The organism is Collimonas fungivorans Ter331 (genome assembly GCF_000221045.1).
Taxonomy (GTDB): domain Bacteria; phylum Pseudomonadota; class Gammaproteobacteria; order Burkholderiales; family Burkholderiaceae_D; genus Collimonas; species Collimonas fungivorans_A.
Window position 1 is genome coordinate 3,133,098 of sequence record NC_015856.1, and the last position, 17,545, is coordinate 3,150,642.

Genomic DNA, 17,545 nt, shown 5'->3' on the forward strand with positions numbered 1-17,545 from the left:
CCCGCCGGCCGCCTGCACTTTAGTGAGTGAAGGTAGTCTGGGTAAATGTCTGAGTGTTGCGCGGGCCGAGCGCCATGATCGTGAGCCGATAGACCGGCCCCAGGTCTGTGCTCACCTTTTTGGTGGCGTCGGATCCCCCTTTGTCATCAACAAAAGAACCCATGGTGCAAGCTGATTTGTCGGGCACCGTCGTGCCCGCTACGCACATGCGGTCAATCACGTAACGCAACCTGATACCGGTGGCGGTGTCGGTGATGTCATCTTTTTTTGCTGAAGCTATCAATATATTCGGGATGCCTGGAAATTTTGGCGAGGTTGACGGCAAGGCGTGTGCCCAGTAATTCTGGTCCGGCTGGTCGCTGTACAGAACCGTCTCCGACACTAGCGCACCGCTGACAAACCTGGTCCGGACTTCGGCTACGGCGCGTTCGGTCTGGTTCGCCAGATCGCGCTTGAAGGCTAGATTGCCGGCAGTCAGTAAAGAGGTGTCAGTCGAACTGATCAGCGCTACGCTGGCCAGCATCAATATCAGCAGGGAAATCAGCGCCATGATCAATACGGATCCGCGCTGCCTCATGCATCGGTTTGATGGCAGACGGGCCGTGGATGCCTGATGCGCATTGCCTGGCTCTGATGATGGAATAGAGAAAGATGGAATCATGGCATGCCTTCGTCAGTTGTTCACCACAAGCGCATTGCGCAGGGGAATCGTGGCGTCCAGCACGCGATATCGGAATTTCTGTTCCGCCTCGTTTAAAGTCTTGACATAAGGAAAATCCGTATCGCCGAACATGGCGGACAAGGTCGCCGGCGAAACCACATTCTTGTCCTCCACTGCGGACCGAGTGATCAAGCCGATACGGATTGCCTTGATGGCGGCAATCCGTTTGCCGGCATCGACGCTGCCATTCAGCAACGCGCTGGCAGCATAATTGCCCGTAGGCGCAATCCAGGCGATGGTGCCGTTGTTGCCTTGGTCGACACCATAGATCGCGTGCATCTCGAGCACGCCATCGGCAATCTGGTCGACACTGGTCGTAGTGCCATTCAATAGATCGAAGGCGACCAAGGCATTATCCGATCCGACGCCATAAAGCTGAAACGATGGGGTGGAACCAAGGTTGATAGCGACCGAGTTGGAAGAGTAGCTGGTCAGAGCCTTGTCGGTGCCGGCGGTATAAAATTTTCCACCCAGCGGCAACACACCGGTGCTCGCAGATCCCGAATACGTCTTGTCAACTGACTCAACCAGACATGCAGGCAGCGACCCAGTGTTGTCGCTAGAACGCTCAGCCACCAGCAATTGCTGCCCTGCAGAAAAAGACAGCGTATTCAACAGGTGTAGCGCACTCGGACTGGCAGTCGGGACGCTGGTCGACTCGATCGGCATTTCACCATAGCCAGCAGAGCCCGCCATCACGATCAGGGTGTCGGAAAGCTTGCCATTTGGGTCTTTCGAAATAATCACCGGCGCTATACGAAAAGCGCCGCCGATACTTGCCTTCAAACTGGAAAATGGATCCGGCAGTGAGGTCGGCGGGATCATCGCCTTGTCGTTATTCTTGGCGTTGATCGCACAACCGAAGGTCAGCGTGTACTGTTGGGAAAACCCGGTGCCGGCGCTCCTGATGGCCTGGTCCAGCTGATACAGCGCGAAGGCGCCGTTCTGGTTCATGTCGTTAGCTCCGGTGGTGTTTCTTTTACGCGCTTCGCTGACCGAAATCACGCTGAAAATCGCCAGCGACACCACCAGGCCGATGGCCATCGCCACCATCAGCTCGATCAGGCTCAAGCCGTGCTGGAATAGCGGATGCATCGGCGGCGCCGTGCTTTCTGATTGCTTCTTCATTGCACCACTACCTCGGTCGTATAAGTATGGCTGGCCGCCGCCGTATTGTTCTTCGTGGCCGCGGTCCAGCTGATGGTGATGACGACCAGGCTGGCATTGCTCGCATCGAGCTGGGCGACGCCGCTGCCGCCATGGAACGCCGACTTCACCCTGGCCTGCCAGTTGGTGTAGTCCTTGGCATTGCCGCCGTCGGCGGCGCATAGCAGATCGCAACTGCCGTTGGCCAATTTGCTCTTGCTCCACAAGATGGCGACCAAGTTGTCGGCGAGCAGCGCCGCCTGGCTGCGATCTTCGGCGCTGATGGAATTATTGATGGTTGCGGCCTGCAATCCGACCAGCCCCAGGATGCCGAACGAAAAAATCAGGATCGCCGCCAGTACCTCGATCAGCATAAAGCCGCCTTGCCGTTTCAGGGAGTGTTTCGTCATTTAGCATCCCGTCGGCGTGGTATTGGACAAAGCGAGGTTCGGGTCGCACATGCGGATCTGCCCGCCTTGCGTAACGACCACCAAGAGCCGACGGTCGCCAGAATTTTTGATTTCGAATTTATAGGACGCCGCACCGGCATTGTTGAGCCGTCCGAGACTGGTGAAAGTCAGGGTATCGACGTCGCCCGTGACAGTGACATTGGCATTTGCGCCGCCCAGTGAAGAGCCTTGCACGTAGAGATCGGAGTCGGCCGCCAGCAACGAGGCGGTTTGCTGCACGTACCAGTTGCTGCCGGTTTTCGAGGCTGCCGCGTCCTTGGCCGGCGTGGCTGCCGTGAGCCGGAAATCAACCAATCGGCTACGCCGCACGGCTTCGGTTTTTGCCAGCCGTATGCCGTTTTGCAGGGCTTCGGCGGTGGACCTGACCTTGGTATTCTGAATCCAGTTGGTGAACGACGGCAAAGCCACAGTCATCAGGATCGCCGTCACGGCAATAGTGACCATCAATTCGATCAGGCTGAAACCGCGGCCGCCTGAAGGGGACTGCGTCACGCGCATGGCTGCCCTTTTTTTACAATCCAGGCGCGGTCGCATGTGCTGCCCCAGCCGTCTTTCAGTCTCGTGGTGGCTTTGATCAGCCCCTTGCCGACAGTGTAGGTATAGGTATAAATAAACGCGCTGACAGGTCCCTGCCCGGTAGCTGTGATGGCATATTCCTGGTCTGTCAGGGCGCAGGTAAACGTGAAATTTTTGGTGTTGCCGCCGCAAGGCCCGGCGGCATATTTCCGGTTATCCTGATAAAACTGCTCCAGCTGCGCTTGCTCGGAAGCCATGCCATTGGTGGCGTCTACCAGATACCCGCGCAACACATAATCGGCATAGTTTGGATAGGCGATCGCCGACAGGATCGCAATGATGGCGATCGTGATCATCAATTCAATCAAGGTAAAACCTTTGCTTGCCATGGCCATGCCGACCTTCTCTTCAGATGTGATTTTTTAACAAACAAGCGATATCCAGAACCGGCTGCCATGGTATTTTTTTTGCATCGGCAAACAAGGAGCTTGATGACACGACCAAACCGCAATGCCGGACAGACGCGAGAATAACAATTCTTTCATAGGGGAAATATCGTCATATCCTGAACTTTATGTAGGGATTTCCTTGCACCCGATAGACTGGACCTTGCCGCTGTATCAAGTAAAATCCAGGGCAGCAATAGAGGTAAAATATGCTACTAAAAATGGCAATTGAAAAAGAAAACCATTACTTACCGAGAGGTGCGCGATAATGGCGAAAAAATCGATGGTTCCGCGCATGCAAGCTCATGACGCAAAGAGCGCGGCTGGCATTTCCATCCATAATGAATTGAGGGATTCATGATACGAGTACTGATTGCCGACGATCACGCGATCATGCGTGAAGGACTGAAACAATTGTTTGCGCTTGGTAAAGAGGTGGCGGTAGCCGAGGAAGCCGTCAACGGCGGACAAGTGCTCGATGCCTTGCAGACGGGCGGCATCGACCTGGTATTGCTGGACATGACCATGCCGGGCGTCAGCGGCGTCAACCTTATCCAGCGTATCCGCGCCCACGAATCCAATCCGCCGATCCTGGTGCTCAGCATGCACAATGAGCTGCCGATTGCGCGCCGGGCCCTGGCCGCCGGCGCCGCCGGCTACCTGACCAAGGATAACAAACCGGAAATACTGATGGCCGCCATCCGCAAAGTGGTGGCAGGAGGACGCTTCATCGATCCTGAACTGGCAGAACAGATGGTATTCGAATCGAGCAGCTCCGACCAGCGCCCGCCGCATGAACTCCTATCCGACCGGGAGTTCCACATCCTGCGGCTGCTGGTGCGCGGCAAAAGCGTCAACGAAGTTGCCGAAGAACTGGCGATCAGCAACAAGACTGTCAGCACCCACAAGGCGCGGCTGATGCAGAAAATGAATTTCCAGAATAATGCGGAGCTGGTGCGCTACGCAGTTACCTACAACCTGATCGAGTGACGACCAGCCCCGTCCTCATTGATTCTCTGCCGCATCGGCGATGGGAATCGACACCCTGATCGTGGCGCCGGCGCCGGGCTCGCTGAAAATACTCACCTCGCCGCCGAGCATGTGAGCCCGTTCGCGGATCCCGACCAGGCCGAATGATTTCTTTTTTTGTACGCTGACATCAAAACCCCTGCCGTTATCGCGTATCTCCAGCAAGTAATGTTTTTCCTTCCTCTCCAGGCTGATTTCTACCCGGCTCGCTTGCGCATGGCGGCTGATATTGGTCAATGATTCCTGCGCGATACGGAAAATGGTCGTGGTCCGCTTGTCATCCAGGACAATGTTTTCCTCGCGCACATCGAGGCGGCACGGAATGCCGGTATTGGCGGTAAATTCTTCGGTCAGCCACTCCAGCGCCGACACTATTCCCATGTCCAGCGCCGACGGCCGCAGCGACGACACGACATTGCGCACGACCTTGATGGTAGCGTCGACCAGTGTCACCATGCGTTCGATTTTTCCTTGCAGCGATGGATTTTTCCCTCCGAACTCCAGGCCCACCACCGACACGCCCATGCGCAAAGCCGACAGGTGCTGACCCAGCTCATCATGGATTTCGCGCGTCAGGTGCTTGCGCTCTTCCTCCCGCGACGCTTCCAGTTCATAAGCGCGCTCCTGTGCCTGCTGTTCCTTGAGCTGTTGGCGGGCCTCCAGCCTGCGCACGCGGTAGCGATGCATCAGATACAGAAGCAGCAGCGACAGCAAGCCGCAAAAAGCGTAGAACGTCCAGGTAGACCACCACGGCGGCAAGATCACGACCTCGACTTCCGCCGTCGAAGAATAGGCCTGCATGGGGGCATTGTCGGCCGCCACCTGGAAACGATAATGGCCTGGAGGCAAAGCCGCGTAGCGCACTTCGGGGACGCTGGTCTTCGACCAGTCAGGTTCCAGCCCTTGCATGCGGTAACGAAAATTCAGGGTCTCGCGGTTCTGGTAAGACAATGCAGCCAGCTTGAAATTGAGCGGGCCGGAGCTCCACGGCAAGCGCACAGGCTGGCCGCGGGCAAGGGTTTCGCCGTCGCGCCCGATGCTTTCCACCAGCACATCCAGCTGCAATGGCGCAAACAGCGATTCCGGCCGCAGGATGTGGGAGGCGCCGCCGCTGGTTGCTACCCACATCGAGCCGTCGCTGTCTTCGTAAAAGGAGCGCATGTCCGTGTCGTTCCATACCAGCCCGCTATCCTGGTTGAAAAACCGCCATTGCTTGTGATTCCATACACTGATTCCGGTATCCGTGGATACCCATAACCAGCCCCGGCTGTCTTCGAACAACGCCAACACCGACCGATTCTGCAGCAGCGGTGGCGTCACCTCGCTGATGTCCACCGCCTCGCCCCGTACGACGCCATGCCAGACATTCCCCGCTTCAGCGCCCAGCCACAATGTTTCGTTCTCGGTGCAAGCGATGGCGGCAGGCTGGAAAACCTGCGCCGCCGGCCTAGTTCGCGGCTTGCGCCAATGCACACCGTCAAAACGCAGCAGCCCTTTGTCGGTAACAAACCACAGCACCCCGTCCCGGCCCTCGCAGCCTTGGTAGGCGTCGATATCCTCAATCGAAAGAAACTCCGTTACTTTTACCGGAACCGGATTGGATTGCGGCTGCTTGATGCTGTAAATGCCGATCTCGGTAGCAATCCAGAGTTGTCCAGAGCGGTCGAAAAACAGGCTATTGATCGATGGCAGCTGAGCGACCTTGACGTCCGTTTCGGTACCGCTCCCACGGCGAACCAGGAGCCCTGAAAGCGAGCCGGCCCAGATATTGCCCTGGGCATCTTCAGCCATATTGGCCCATTGATGGGAGGTGCCGCCATAAGTTCCTGCAGTAACGGAAAAATATCCATTCTTCTGCAATATGGCGGAACCGGAACGAGTGCCGACATGCAGCAAATTTTGCCGGTCGCGCAAGAACGACAGCACGACATTGCTGGGCAGGCCTTGCCTGGAAGTCCAGTTCTCCCAGTTCGGATAACCTATCCAATGTATCAGCCCATGGCCCGCCGATCCGAGCCAGACGCCGCCGTCGCGATCAAACAGGATGGAATTGATGCCGCCGCCTACTATCAGTCCGCTGGACTCGCTAAAGGATTCCCAGCTCTTGCCGTTCCAGCGCAGGATGCCTTCGTCTTGCCGGCTGAAAATCCTGCCGGTGGCGTCCATCGCCAGGAACGGGACTCCGTGCGCCTTCTGCTGCTGGTTCGGGTCTGGCGAACGGTCCTGGAAGACATGGCCACCTGGCGGCAGCACAAATATCTTGTGACTGCCACGCGCCCAGAGCATGCCTTGACGGTCATGAAGAATGGCGTGCCAATTTTCGCCGGCGGGCAAACCGCTTTCCTTCCCCAGGACCGACAGCTTCCCCTGGTCGTAATGGCACAGCGTGAGGTCGCATCCCATCCACAAATCTCCGTGCGGACCGACATAGATGCTGAACAGGGTTTTCATCTCGGGATGAAGCGACAGTTGCTCTGCATCGAAAAACTCATGAGCCTGCCAGGAATGGCCTTGGTCCGCGGACAACAACAGCCACAAGCGGTCCCGGCTGGTCACCAGCAGACGGTCCGGCCCCAGGGTGGCGAAGGTCTGTCCTTGATAGAAAGCGAATTGTACATTTTGAAATTGCATGGACACGAAACGCTGCCCCTGCCACAGGTATAAACCTTCGGTGGTGCCGACCCACAGCCGGCCGCTGCCGTCGACATGCAGTGCGGTGATATACGGCGTGGGCAATCCTTGGCGCAGTTCAAAACGCTGGAAGCGCGCGCCGTCGTAGCGGAACAAACCGTTCGGGGTGCCAATCCACAGATAGCCGCCAGGCTCCTGCGCCAGGGCGCTGACAACCATGTTTGTCAAACCATCCGACTGACTGTAGTAACGCAGCGGCAGTTGCTGGCAAATTGCCGCCGGCAACAGGCAAATCAACCACAGCATTACGATCAGTCGACGACACCAGCGCAAACTCATCATTCAGGTTCCTATTGCCATTTGAGGACAAGGCTTTCCCAAGGATGCCTTATGCAGCATGATATGGCAAAAATCCTTATGCAGGCATCCAATTGATACCTACCGTTCACAGGGTCCCCATGGCAACCGGACCCAAAATACAGGTCCGACCTGGAACATGCCGCTGCGTCTAAAAAAAACTCTTCAGCTCAGCAATTGAAAAATTGCTGGTTTCATGGAGGCTGATCAGGATGGATGCGCCGACCCGCAGCCGGCCATGGCGGATTTTACTGATGACAGGCGGAGCCACTTCGAGGCGGCGCGAAAGTGCGGCGTCGTTTTTCAGTCCCAGCTTGGCGATGACGGCGTCCAGCATCTTGTTGGCATTTTTAATGTACTCAGCCGTGTCGTCTGCATTCTTCATTACTTGCCTTCGGTTGTTAAGATGAAATCAGATGAATTTACAAAAATGCTATTTTATTTTTATATTCCATTAGCAGATATGCTAATGGACCCGAGGAACGGAGGGCATCAGGAAATCATGATTTTCGGGTGGGCGCGCGCGAAACCGGCGTCGGGAATTCCTTACGCCGCGTCAATTAGCCGACAACGGAACGGCGTACCATCCGGCATGGGAGCGTTGCATCCGTAGCTCAACCCAGGAGACCCAAGCTGTAACGCTTGAGTAACCAGGTTGTCGCCGATGGTGCACTGCCATCGCTATCGCAGAGCGGCCCCGCCTTGCGTGAGATACTGACTCAGGAGACGGGCAAATTGTCCACCGTCACTGTTGATCGTGGTTTGGAAGCTCCCCCCTGCGCTGAAGACGATTGCGAAGGTATGGATGTCGCCGTATTCCTGGGTGTTGCGCAGCATGTAGTCGACACGGTTATCGCGATAGTGTTGGTTAGTGCCGCCAGGCGTGGCGGACGGCACGCCCATCGGCGTCTGCCACCACAAGATCGGGAGTCCATTGCTCAGCGCGGTGCGATAGTCCGAGATCGCGCTCTGCGATTGGTGGAAGTTCGGTGTGGCGATATTGTTTGCGTCCCAATAGAAAGTCCCGGTTCGCCCCGCGCATTCAGCTGGGGGCGATGCAGCTTCCAGGCAGCCGGCGTCTCGATCGCTGGTTTGGGCAACGATGAAATCCGCCTGATGCGCTCCAACCGCTTTCATTTCGGCGCCGATCTCAGCCGGGGAGCCAGACCAGAACGAGGGCGGGAATCCGAGCAACGCATTAGGTGCGATCTTCCTGCCCATTTGCACCAGGCATTGGCCGACGCCGGCGGCGCTATTCGGCAATCCGCTACATTCGGCCTGGCTGCTGACGACGGCTGGTATCTGCGCTGGATCATGCCCCGGCGCCTCTGCCCATACGAAACCCCAGAAATCCGGCTCCAGATTGACCAGAACCGGCGCATTGAGCGCGGCAATGCGTTGATACATCAGCCGGGCCTGCGCCCAGTAGTTGTTCATGAACGTCGCGTCGTTAATTCCGCTCAAGTTGCCGCCGCCGTTCTGCGCCATCTGATAAAACGTGAACATCGGGGTTGCGCCGTAAGCCTGGATGGCCTGCGCAGTGTATGTAATGTACGCGCCATCGGGACTGTTCCAAGTGGGCCACGAGCCGGCGCCGACACCCACCAGATAGGTATCAACGATATCCGGGTGAATACTCTGGCTTTGCATTTGCGCCAATGAATTGCCCGCGCCGAGTCCGACCAGCACTCGGGAGGGTTTGCCGAGCTTGGCCACCAAAGCAGAAGTAGCTGCGGCGCCTGTTGTACCGCCCCCTGTAGTGCCGCCACCTGTTGTACCGCCCCCTGTAGTGCCGCCACCTGTTGTACCGCCACCTGTTGTACCGCCTCCTGTTGTACCGCCACCTGTTGTACTGCCGCCTGAAGTACCGCCGCCTGTTGTACCGCCGCCTGTTGTACCTCCGCCTGTTGTACCTCCGCCTGTTGTACCGCCGCCTGAGGTACCGCCGCCTGTTGTACTGCCGCCTGAGGTACCGCCACCTGAAGCACCACCGCCTGAAGTACTGCCGCCCTGAGCGCTATCGCCTCCGCCGCCGCAACCGAAAAGGAAGAGCGCGAGCAGTAGTGCAGCAGTGTGTCGCAGGGTAAATATAGTCATCCAAAACTCCATGAAATTGAAGGAATACCAGGCGCCGCTGACGCTGGTTCCGGATATCGATCGGCGATCGGGATCAAGCTTCAATTTGAAGCGCATCCCGTACCGCAGCCGATGCAAATGTTTGCCAAGAGGTCGCCGCCGGCATTTGTGTCTAAAGACGCGTCGTTGCCTGGCATGATCCTCATCGCCCTCAACGCAATGCACGAACCATGCCTGTTTTTGCAATAAAGTCAGACCTCTCGCTTCATCACAAAAAGTGCCGCAAAGCGTTGATCCGGCTGCATGCTAGCTGGACACCCCGCTCTGTCCAGAAATACATGCTGCCTGGTTAGCCTACGGACTCACTGAGTGCGGCGACCTGAGGTTCCCTGCATAGAAAATTCAACCGGTAACGTCGGCGCGGAAATCAGATTATTTAATCCGGCCTGTTCTATCGCGGCAACCATTGCTTGATAACCTTCTTTGCTGTCCCGGTACAGCAATACAACAGAAAATTCCTTATCCGCTGGATCGTTCGACGCAAGAACGATGGCTTCGGCTCCAGCCGCACGGAGCTGCGAAGCAATTGCCTGTGCGCGCTGTTCGAACGCAAATATAGCGCCTACATGTCGACGCTTGGCGACTGCTTCTGATTGGCTGTAGGTGAGTTTTGCAGATGGAGGAAGTGTCTTCGCCGGTTCTGCCGTGACAATTTCTGGGGCATGTAGAGCAGCAGCCTGATCACTTACCGTATTTGAATTTGCCGCCTCTATCTGATATTCATTGCCATCAACAAGTACCAACGTCAGTCCTCGTTCCCCAAGTGATTTTTTAAACTGGATAAAAATCTCATCCGGTGAAAGCGGCTCGCTTGAGGCAAGGTTAATTGTTCCCCCTACTTCTCGAGCTAAATGAATCGAGCGGCCCGAATATTGACTGACCAGGCGTGTTGCATCCGGCAATCCGATATCTCGCCAAATGACATAAAACCGGTCTTCACAAAAGGCCGCTGTCGTGTATGAAAACGATAGAAGCGTCAATAGATACGTCGCGATCTTTTTTAATATTGATATCTGAAACATAACTCCCAACAATTATCGCGGCATCCCGCAGACGTATTCCGCAGGCAAATTTCTCATGCGATCTTGACTGCTGACATGTGCTTGCGAGATACATGACAGCAGTCCGAATGTCACATCAATGCGGCGGTTTCGGCTGTGCTCAAAGCTCCCTCATAGATGTGGACTCCACTGAAGTACGGATCAGTGCCGTACTGTGACCATTAGGCAGTAGCAGTAGCACGATCCGTGCCAAATCGAATGTTTAGCATGCAGTCAAACGAATCCAGATGAAACATCAGAAAGCGAGCCGCACTTGCACTACCAAGTACATGGACAAAAATTTGACCAAAAATAAAAAAACTGACAAATATTGTTAGCGCTATCACCAACTGCCGCGGTTTTGTGTAACTTGGAGTCGGTTAAATTTTCTACGCGAACGAGGTCACAAAATGATATCGAAAGAAAAATATCATGGGCGACATGATAATCACAAAAAAATCGAAGATACAGAAAACCTTTAGCCTCATCCATGGCGTGCTGATAGACCGATTCTCGGCCCAACTGCAGAAAAGGATACAGAGTTGGTCCTTGGTGAATCTGCTCTGGCTGGACCGCTACAAGAAGATGCAGGCCAAGCATATGTTGGCGTCGGAGTTGAGCCGTCACCTGCGTGCGATACCGTTCCAGCACATGACCCTACCTCTCGCGCATGCTCATGCCGTGGGCGTACATGCTGATGCCTCTTTCAGCATTTCATAGAGATTCTGCGCAGCTGGCGAGAACACGCGGCCGGATCGGCGAATAATGCCCAATGTACGCGTGATAGCCGGCTCCTTGAGCGGGATTGCGCGCAGGACGCTTAAGTGATCCGACGGCATCGCAAGTTGCGGCACCACGGCAATGCCGAGCCCGGCCTTCACCATCTCAAGCAACGTTGAAACATGGCGCACTTCAATGAACGAAGCGGGCTGTTTTTCCGACGGCGCCATCGCCATATCCAGCATCATCCGGTTACCGCTCGATTTGGCTACCGTCATGTAGGGATATTTGCCGATATCTTGCCAGCCGACGGCGCGCCGGCGCGCCAATGGATGGCCGGGCAAGCAGGCCATCACAAAACTCTCCCGCATGATCGGTTCGAAGTCGATGCCCTGTTCCTGCGTGCCGAGAAAATTGATGCCGAAATCGGAATCTCCGCGGGCAACGTTGTTCAGCACTTCATGTGCCCCTTCGTCCACGATGCGGATGCGAATCGAGGGAAATTGCGCATTGAAGCGCTGCAGGATCGGCGCCAGAAAATTGTGTGCTATCGAAGGCACGCAGGCCACCGTGATCTGGCCAAAATGCGTATAGGAAATGTCGCTGATGTTGTGCAAAGACGTTTCGACGCCATCGAGGATCTCGACTGCCTTGGCGAAAAACTCACGCCCTACCAGGGTTAGCGCCACGCGCCGGGTAGTGCGTTCAAACAGTTTGACGTTGAGTGCGTCTTCCAGCTTGCCGATACGGCGTGACAGCGCCGGCTGCGAGATATTCAGCGCCAGCGCCGCCGCCCGGAAACCACCCTGCTCCACCACCGCCACCATGGCTTGCAGGTCGCTTAAATCAAAACGTAGTCGATACATTATTGATACCTTAGACACATCAAAAGTAAATATTTATGCATTTTACTTTATCAATCAGGTTCGTGATAATTGTTCGACAAAACCTCAATTGCAGCGCAGTTGCATAAAAACAGGAGACAAAGAAAGTGCGTATCAAACAAACAATTTACCGACTGTTCGCTCTCGGCGCGGTCAGCCTGGCCCTATTGTCCAGCGCGGCTCAGGCTGAAGAGGTCAACGTGATGATTTCGGGCGGCTTCACTGCGGCCTACAAAGCATTGGCGCCTCAATTCGAGGCGGCTACCGGCAACACCTTGTCCACCGCCTTCGGCCCCTCGATGGGCAAGGCGCCGGAGGCGATTCCCAACCGCCTCGAACGCGGCGAATCGGCCGATGTCGTGATCATGGTCGGTTATGCGCTGAGCGACCTGATCAAGCAGGGCAAAGTCGATGCCGACAGTCGCGTCGACCTGGCCGATTCCCGCATCGGCATGGCGGTCAAAGCGGGTGCTGCGAAGCCAGACATCAGCACGGTGGAGGGTTTGAAATCAGCCATGCTCAACGCTAAATCGATCGCCTATTCCGACAGCGCGAGCGGCGTCTATATCGAGCGCGAACTGTTCAAAAAGCTGGGTATCGAAGAACAAGTCAAACCAAAAGCACGCATGATCCAGAAAACTCCCGTCGGATCGCTGGTGGCTAGCGGCGAATTCGAACTAGGCTTCCAGCAGGTAAGCGAAATTCTACCGGTGCAAGGGGTCGACTTTGTCGCCAGGATTCCGGAGCAGGTCCAAAGCATCACCACGTTCTCAGCCGGAATACCGGTCGGCGCCAAACATCCGGATGCCGCTCGTGCATTGATCCGTTACCTAGCCTCGCCCGAGGCGCGCGACGAAGTGATCAAAAGCGGACTGGATCCGAAGCATTAACTTCGCCTGCGCTATCAGCAACGGTATTCGTAGAAGTCTGCGCCATGCCCTTGCGTGAGGCGCAGGGCTCCAATCGCTTGTGAGATCAAAATGACAGCCATCGCAGCAGCAACTCCGTCGAAATTCGGCACGGTCCTCCGTGTCACCAGCGGTAATTTCATGGAAATGTTCGACTTTTTCCTGTTCGGATTTTACGCCACCTACATTTCCAAAACCTTCTTTCCCTCGGGCGACGAATTCGCCTCATTGATGCTGACTTTCATGACCTTCGGCGCCGGCTTTTTGATGCGTCCGCTCGGCGCCATCCTGCTCGGCGCCTACGTCGACCGCGTCGGCCGCCGCCAGGGTTTGATCGTGACCCTGGCCCTGATGGCGCTTGGCACGGTTCTGATTGCTTTCGTGCCGGGCTTTGCGACCATAGGCTATCTGGCGCCATTCCTGGTGCTGATCGGCCGTTTGCTACAAGGTTTTTCCGCCGGCGTCGAACTGGGCGGCGTCTCGGTCTATCTGGCTGAGATGGCAACGCCGGGCAACAAGGGCTTCTACGTCAGCTGGCAATCGGCCAGCCAGCAGGTGGCGATCATCGTCGCGGCAGCATTGGGCTACGCACTTAACATATGGTTGACCCCGCTGCAAATTGGTTCCTGGGGCTGGCGTGTTCCGTTCTTCATCGGTTGCATGATCGTGCCGGTACTGTTCATGATCCGCCGCTCCTTGCAGGAAACGGAGGAGTTCATGAAACGCAAGCAGCGTCCCGATACGCGTGCCATTTTCCGCTCGATGCTCGACAACTGGGGCCTGGTGATCACCGGGATGATGCTGGTGGCGATGACCACCGTCTCGTTCTACCTGATCACAATTTACACTCCAACTTTCGGCAAGAACGTACTCAAGCTCAGTACTGCCGACAGCCTGATCGTGACCCTGTGCGTTGGCATTTCCAACTTTATCTGGCTGCCGATCATGGGCGCGCTGTCGGACCGGATCGGTCGTCGTCCTATCCTGATTTTCTTCACCGTGCTGACCGTTCTGAGCGCCTATCCAGCCATGACCTGGCTAACCAGCGCACCCAGTTTCGAGAAGATGCTGGTGGTCGAGCTGTGGCTGTCGTTCCTGTATGCCAGCTACAACGGGGCTATGGTCGTCGCGCTGACCGAGGTAATGCCGGTCGAGGTGCGCACAGCTGGCTTTTCCCTGGCCTACAGCCTGGCGACAGCGATTTTTGGCGGCTTCACGCCGGCTATCGCCACCGCGTTGATCGAAGCGACGGGCGATAAGGCCGCGCCGGGCTTATGGATGACATTTGCCGCAGTGTGCGGACTGATCGCGACGCTGGTGCTGTACCGCAAACGCAGCGTTAAATATCGGCCAGACTCCGAGGAACAATACCCCATCCAAAACGCGCCTTAAAGAAGGACGAGGCCGATTGCTGCAAGCGCGAAGCTACCCTCGCAACCAGTAAAAACGGACCAGCTACTAGCTTTAGTGGCTGGTCCGTCTTCATTTTGGCCCGGACTTCATCGTCCTCTAGTTCGATTTGAGTTTTCCCTAAGATGCCGGAGTCGTCGCCGTGTAGTCGGTTTGATTATATTGCCAGGCCCGTTTATTGCTTTTGCACTCTACAATTTTCTTTAAGGAATGGTCTAAAGAAAATACTATTGTGGAAAGTTTTGTTCTCGGTTGGGGTGGTGGCTATGTGCTTGCCGGCTTGGTTATCCGCTTCATTCTTCTTCAAGTGCCGGAGAAATGATATCGATAGTCCGCTCACGACGCGGCCTGCCACTAATCGTCTCGGCGCCGATCTTTCTATCCATCTCGCTTATTTTTATTTCTCATGCCTACTCCACATTCTTTGACCCGGAACTACCTTGCTGCACTGATCGTTTCTCTTGTAGCTGCCGGCTGCGGCGGTGGCGGTGGCGATGGCAGTACAACGAGCGGCACGACCAGCAGTAACGCCAGCACTACAACGACGGTTGTCGATATTACCGCGGCTATCCTCGCTAATCAGAACATCGCGCTCAGCACCGACTCCGTTATCAATCTACCGGCCGGCGTCACTACTTATACTGGAGTGATCTCGGGCCAAGGAACGCTGCTCTTAAATCCTGCGGCAGGCAGTAGCCATCCGAGCACTTTTGTCCTCACTCAGGCCAGCACATTCATGCTACCCGACAGTCGGCAGGTTGAGACAGTGACAAAATCCGTCTATCCTGGCATGGGATATGCCCTCAGCATTACCGGAAGTAATCCTCCGGTGCTGACTATCAACCCTGGCGTAACGCTGCAAATCGGCAGCAATACCAGCGCGGATAACTCGCCGAATATTATCGCCACCTCAGACAGCAAAAACCTGGCTAGCGTGGTCAACAGAGAGATCAATCTCAACAACATTCTCAACAACGGCGCCATCGTTCTGAACAGTGCCCAGTTCATTCTGCTTGGGCAAGTCAGCGGTACCGGCTCCATCTCGCAGCTGCCGAACGTTTGGGGCGGCAATTCGATGGGCGGCGTCAGTCCATTCACCGGCGTCCTGGCGCTGAGCGCCGGACAGGATTTCGGGACGAATCACGTCAGCCCATCGATACCCAATGCCAAGGCAGTGGTCAATGAAGGGTCGTGGCTGGTCTGGAGTGCGCCCAACAGTGTTGTGACTGTCACGCAGAATATCTACGAGGCGAGTTTTGGCGGAGACATCAATTTCCATCCCATCGGCAATTCAAGGATCATCATGCGCGGCGTTTATAGCCACACGGACAACAGCCCGCACGGCAGCGCTAATCTGGTCAATCCCGGCTTGAGCGACGCCAGCCTGAATCTGGCGAAAGTGATTTACCGCGGCGGCCCGAATGACGCCAATGGCAACGACGGCAGCTATAGAGGCATCAATATCGAAAGCGGCGGCACGGTCCAATGGGGAGACGGCACGACCCACGACTTTTTCCTGCCCTCCGCGCCGTCGCCGTTCGCGGTGAGCCCGGCGCTGGGAGCAAAGAATGCCTATATCAACCTGCATCGAGGCGGCACCCTGGCCTTGAACTACAATGGCCCGGTCGCGCTGAACGTAGGAATTACCGGCGGTGGCGGCGGTCCTGACCGGGACGGCAGTGCAGGAACGGGCAATGTCACCATCATGTCGACCGCCGGCAACGACGTCACCTTCAGCCAGCCACAGAATTACAACGGCGTCACCACCATCGGCGCGAAGGCCATTTTACGGCTAGGAACCGGTTCGCCGCAGCCTTTGAACTACGATAAGCTGGTCTATAACAGCGCGACTCAACAATACGTCAAGAGCACGACGTTGCAGGCAACTTACAGCGGCGACAGCAGTTTGCTGACGGCAGAGTCGGCCGGCGGCGCATCGACCGACAGCATCGTCAACGACGGCAGCCTGATTGTTCAAAACACGACCGACGCCATCACGCTTTCCAATATCAGCGGCAGTGGGACTTTCCTGCAGAATGGTACAGCCAGCACTACCTTGCGCAACAACAGCTTCAGCGGAACTGCCGTCATCAACAGCGGTAGCGTACTGGCGGCCAGCGCTAATGCTTTCGGCAGCGGCAACCTGATTAACAATGCCGGCCTCGGACTGGGAAACACCCAGTTTGAGCTGACGTTGGGCGGCAGTTATCAACAAAACGCAGGCGGTTCTTTGACATTGTCAATCAACGGCACCAGCAAGGGCGTCGACTACGGCCATCTGACGGTGCCCGGCCCGGTTGTTTTGGGTGGTGTCCTGGCATTAAAATTCAACGGCACTTTCACAAGCGGCCAGAAATTTGCATTGATCGATGCCGGTGGCGGGATCAGCGGTTCTTTCAGCAGTGTTACGAGTTCCGGGCCTGCCGTCGACATCACGTTGAATGGCGGTGTTTTGTATGCGACAGTGAGGTAAAGCAGCAACCAGCACATCGTTAGCCGGCGCCAAGGCAAGTTGTTGCTCGGGCCGGCCAGCGATGGAAGCTACCTATGCAACCGGGAGCGGATGACCAAGGCTATTTTCTTAACGTCTCGGCGATTCTCAATCGAAGTAGCTCAATACTGCTCGGCGGGAAGAATTATCCCCAGCTCCATTAGCCGAGGCCCACCATGTGTTCGGCATCTGGTACAGCAACACGTCGGACATCGCGCCAACCGCGATCATCGGGGCATGCACCGCTTGAACAAAGCGAATTTCGCGATCCTGCACCGGTTCGGGCCATGCAATATGCCACGCTTCACCGATCTCAATGAGCAACTCAGCGAAATTTACTGCGCAGCCGATCCGGCTGGATGAGCATTGCCTCATCCAGCCGTCGGGGTGAATCGACCTGCCGACGATCCTCGATGGAACATGGAACATCGACTGCGTCGTCGCCACGCTGGGGTTAAAGGAGATAACTCAGGGCATACCGATCCGCTAGCCGATCCGCTAGCCGAGCAGCTACACCGATGCGAACCCGGCGCGCCGGGCGATCTTTGAATACGACCGGCTGGCGCGCAGCATTACGCGCTGATCAAGTCGATTTCTCCGGCCACATGGCTGCATGTGCACTTGAATCGGCGCCACGGCC

15 protein-coding genes and 1 pseudogene are annotated in these 17,545 nt (G+C 56.2%); 6 read left to right on the forward strand and 10 right to left on the reverse strand.

Annotated elements, in window-relative coordinates; all coding sequences use genetic code 11:
• Positions 1–19: 19 nt before the first annotated feature.
• The 5 genes from CFU_RS13620 to CFU_RS13640 all read right to left on the reverse strand — a co-directional run bounded on the left by CFU_RS13620 (position 20) and on the right by CFU_RS13640 (position 3,248).
• The gene (locus CFU_RS13620; RefSeq protein ID WP_148264840.1) at positions 20–550 is read right to left on the reverse strand and encodes a hypothetical protein; all 531 of its coding nucleotides are present in this window, start codon (positions 548–550) and stop codon (positions 20–22) included.
• Positions 551–673: 123 nt separating this feature from the next.
• On the reverse strand, positions 674–1,849 hold the full coding sequence (locus CFU_RS13625) for a PilW family protein (protein ID WP_014006622.1): 1,176 nt from the start codon (positions 1,847–1,849) through the stop codon (positions 674–676).
• The gene (locus CFU_RS24895) at positions 1,846–2,277 is read right to left on the reverse strand and encodes a type-4 fimbrial biogenesis transmembrane protein (protein WP_014006623.1); all 432 of its coding nucleotides are present in this window, start codon (positions 2,275–2,277) and stop codon (positions 1,846–1,848) included. Before CFU_RS24895 ends, CFU_RS13625 begins: the two co-directional genes overlap by 4 nt.
• Positions 2,278–2,829, reverse strand: coding sequence for a GspH/FimT family pseudopilin (locus CFU_RS13635; protein ID WP_190275155.1), 552 nt, complete (start codon positions 2,827–2,829; stop codon positions 2,278–2,280).
• A complete protein-coding gene (locus CFU_RS13640; RefSeq protein WP_014006624.1) occupies positions 2,826–3,248 on the reverse strand; it encodes a type IV pilin protein in 423 nt (140 codons plus the stop codon). The genes CFU_RS13635 and CFU_RS13640 overlap by 4 nt, the downstream gene beginning before the upstream one ends.
• A 408-nt stretch (positions 3,249–3,656) precedes the next feature.
• Between CFU_RS13640 and CFU_RS13645 the strand changes: the two genes are divergently transcribed.
• The gene (locus CFU_RS13645; RefSeq protein ID WP_014006625.1) at positions 3,657–4,289 is read left to right on the forward strand and encodes a response regulator; all 633 of its coding nucleotides are present in this window, start codon (positions 3,657–3,659) and stop codon (positions 4,287–4,289) included.
• A gap of 15 nt (positions 4,290–4,304) precedes the next feature.
• Here the strand turns inward: CFU_RS13645 and CFU_RS13650 are convergent, their stop codons facing one another.
• The 4 genes from CFU_RS13650 to CFU_RS24525 all read right to left on the reverse strand — a co-directional run bounded on the left by CFU_RS13650 (position 4,305) and on the right by CFU_RS24525 (position 10,474).
• Positions 4,305–7,178: a sensor histidine kinase gene (locus CFU_RS13650; protein WP_238531310.1), complete on the reverse strand. Its 2,874-nt coding sequence runs from the start codon at positions 7,176–7,178 to the stop codon at positions 4,305–4,307.
• Positions 7,179–7,467: 289 nt separating this feature from the next.
• Positions 7,468–7,701, reverse strand: coding sequence for a hypothetical protein (locus CFU_RS13655; protein WP_014006627.1), 234 nt, complete (start codon positions 7,699–7,701; stop codon positions 7,468–7,470).
• A gap of 296 nt (positions 7,702–7,997) precedes the next feature.
• The gene (locus tag CFU_RS24515; protein WP_238531311.1) at positions 7,998–9,509 is read right to left on the reverse strand and encodes a hypothetical protein; all 1,512 of its coding nucleotides are present in this window, start codon (positions 9,507–9,509) and stop codon (positions 7,998–8,000) included.
• 245 nt (positions 9,510–9,754) lie between these two features.
• The gene (locus CFU_RS24525; RefSeq protein WP_148264842.1) at positions 9,755–10,474 is read right to left on the reverse strand and encodes a hypothetical protein; all 720 of its coding nucleotides are present in this window, start codon (positions 10,472–10,474) and stop codon (positions 9,755–9,757) included.
• 450 nt (positions 10,475–10,924) lie between these two features.
• Here CFU_RS24525 and CFU_RS13665 point away from each other — a divergent pair, with 450 nt between their 5' ends.
• On the forward strand, positions 10,925–11,212 hold the full coding sequence (locus CFU_RS13665) for a hypothetical protein (protein ID WP_041742048.1): 288 nt from the start codon (positions 10,925–10,927) through the stop codon (positions 11,210–11,212).
• Here CFU_RS13665 and CFU_RS13670 read toward each other — a convergent pair.
• Positions 11,167–12,078, reverse strand: a complete 912-nt coding sequence (locus CFU_RS13670) for a LysR family transcriptional regulator (RefSeq protein WP_041742049.1) — start codon at positions 12,076–12,078, stop codon at positions 11,167–11,169. The genes CFU_RS13665 and CFU_RS13670 overlap by 46 nt on opposite strands.
• Positions 12,079–12,209: 131 nt before the next feature.
• Between CFU_RS13670 and CFU_RS13675 the strand changes: the two genes are divergently transcribed.
• The 4 genes and pseudogenes from CFU_RS13675 to CFU_RS25210 form a co-directional block, all read left to right on the forward strand.
• Positions 12,210–12,986 carry a substrate-binding domain-containing protein gene (locus CFU_RS13675; protein WP_238531467.1) on the forward strand — a complete coding sequence of 259 codons (777 nt, stop codon included), beginning with the start codon at positions 12,210–12,212 and terminating at the stop codon, positions 12,984–12,986.
• Between the two features lie 90 nt (positions 12,987–13,076).
• Positions 13,077–14,396 carry an MFS transporter gene (locus CFU_RS13680; protein WP_041742050.1) on the forward strand — a complete coding sequence of 440 codons (1,320 nt, stop codon included), beginning with the start codon at positions 13,077–13,079 and terminating at the stop codon, positions 14,394–14,396.
• Positions 14,397–14,820: 424 nt separating this feature from the next.
• Positions 14,821–16,887: a hypothetical protein gene (locus CFU_RS13685; protein WP_014006632.1), complete on the forward strand. Its 2,067-nt coding sequence runs from the start codon at positions 14,821–14,823 to the stop codon at positions 16,885–16,887.
• Positions 16,888–17,071: 184 nt separating this feature from the next.
• Positions 17,072–17,479 (forward strand): annotated as a pseudogene (locus CFU_RS25210) (Tn3 family transposase); the annotation flags it as partial.
• Positions 17,480–17,545 lie beyond the last annotated feature (66 nt).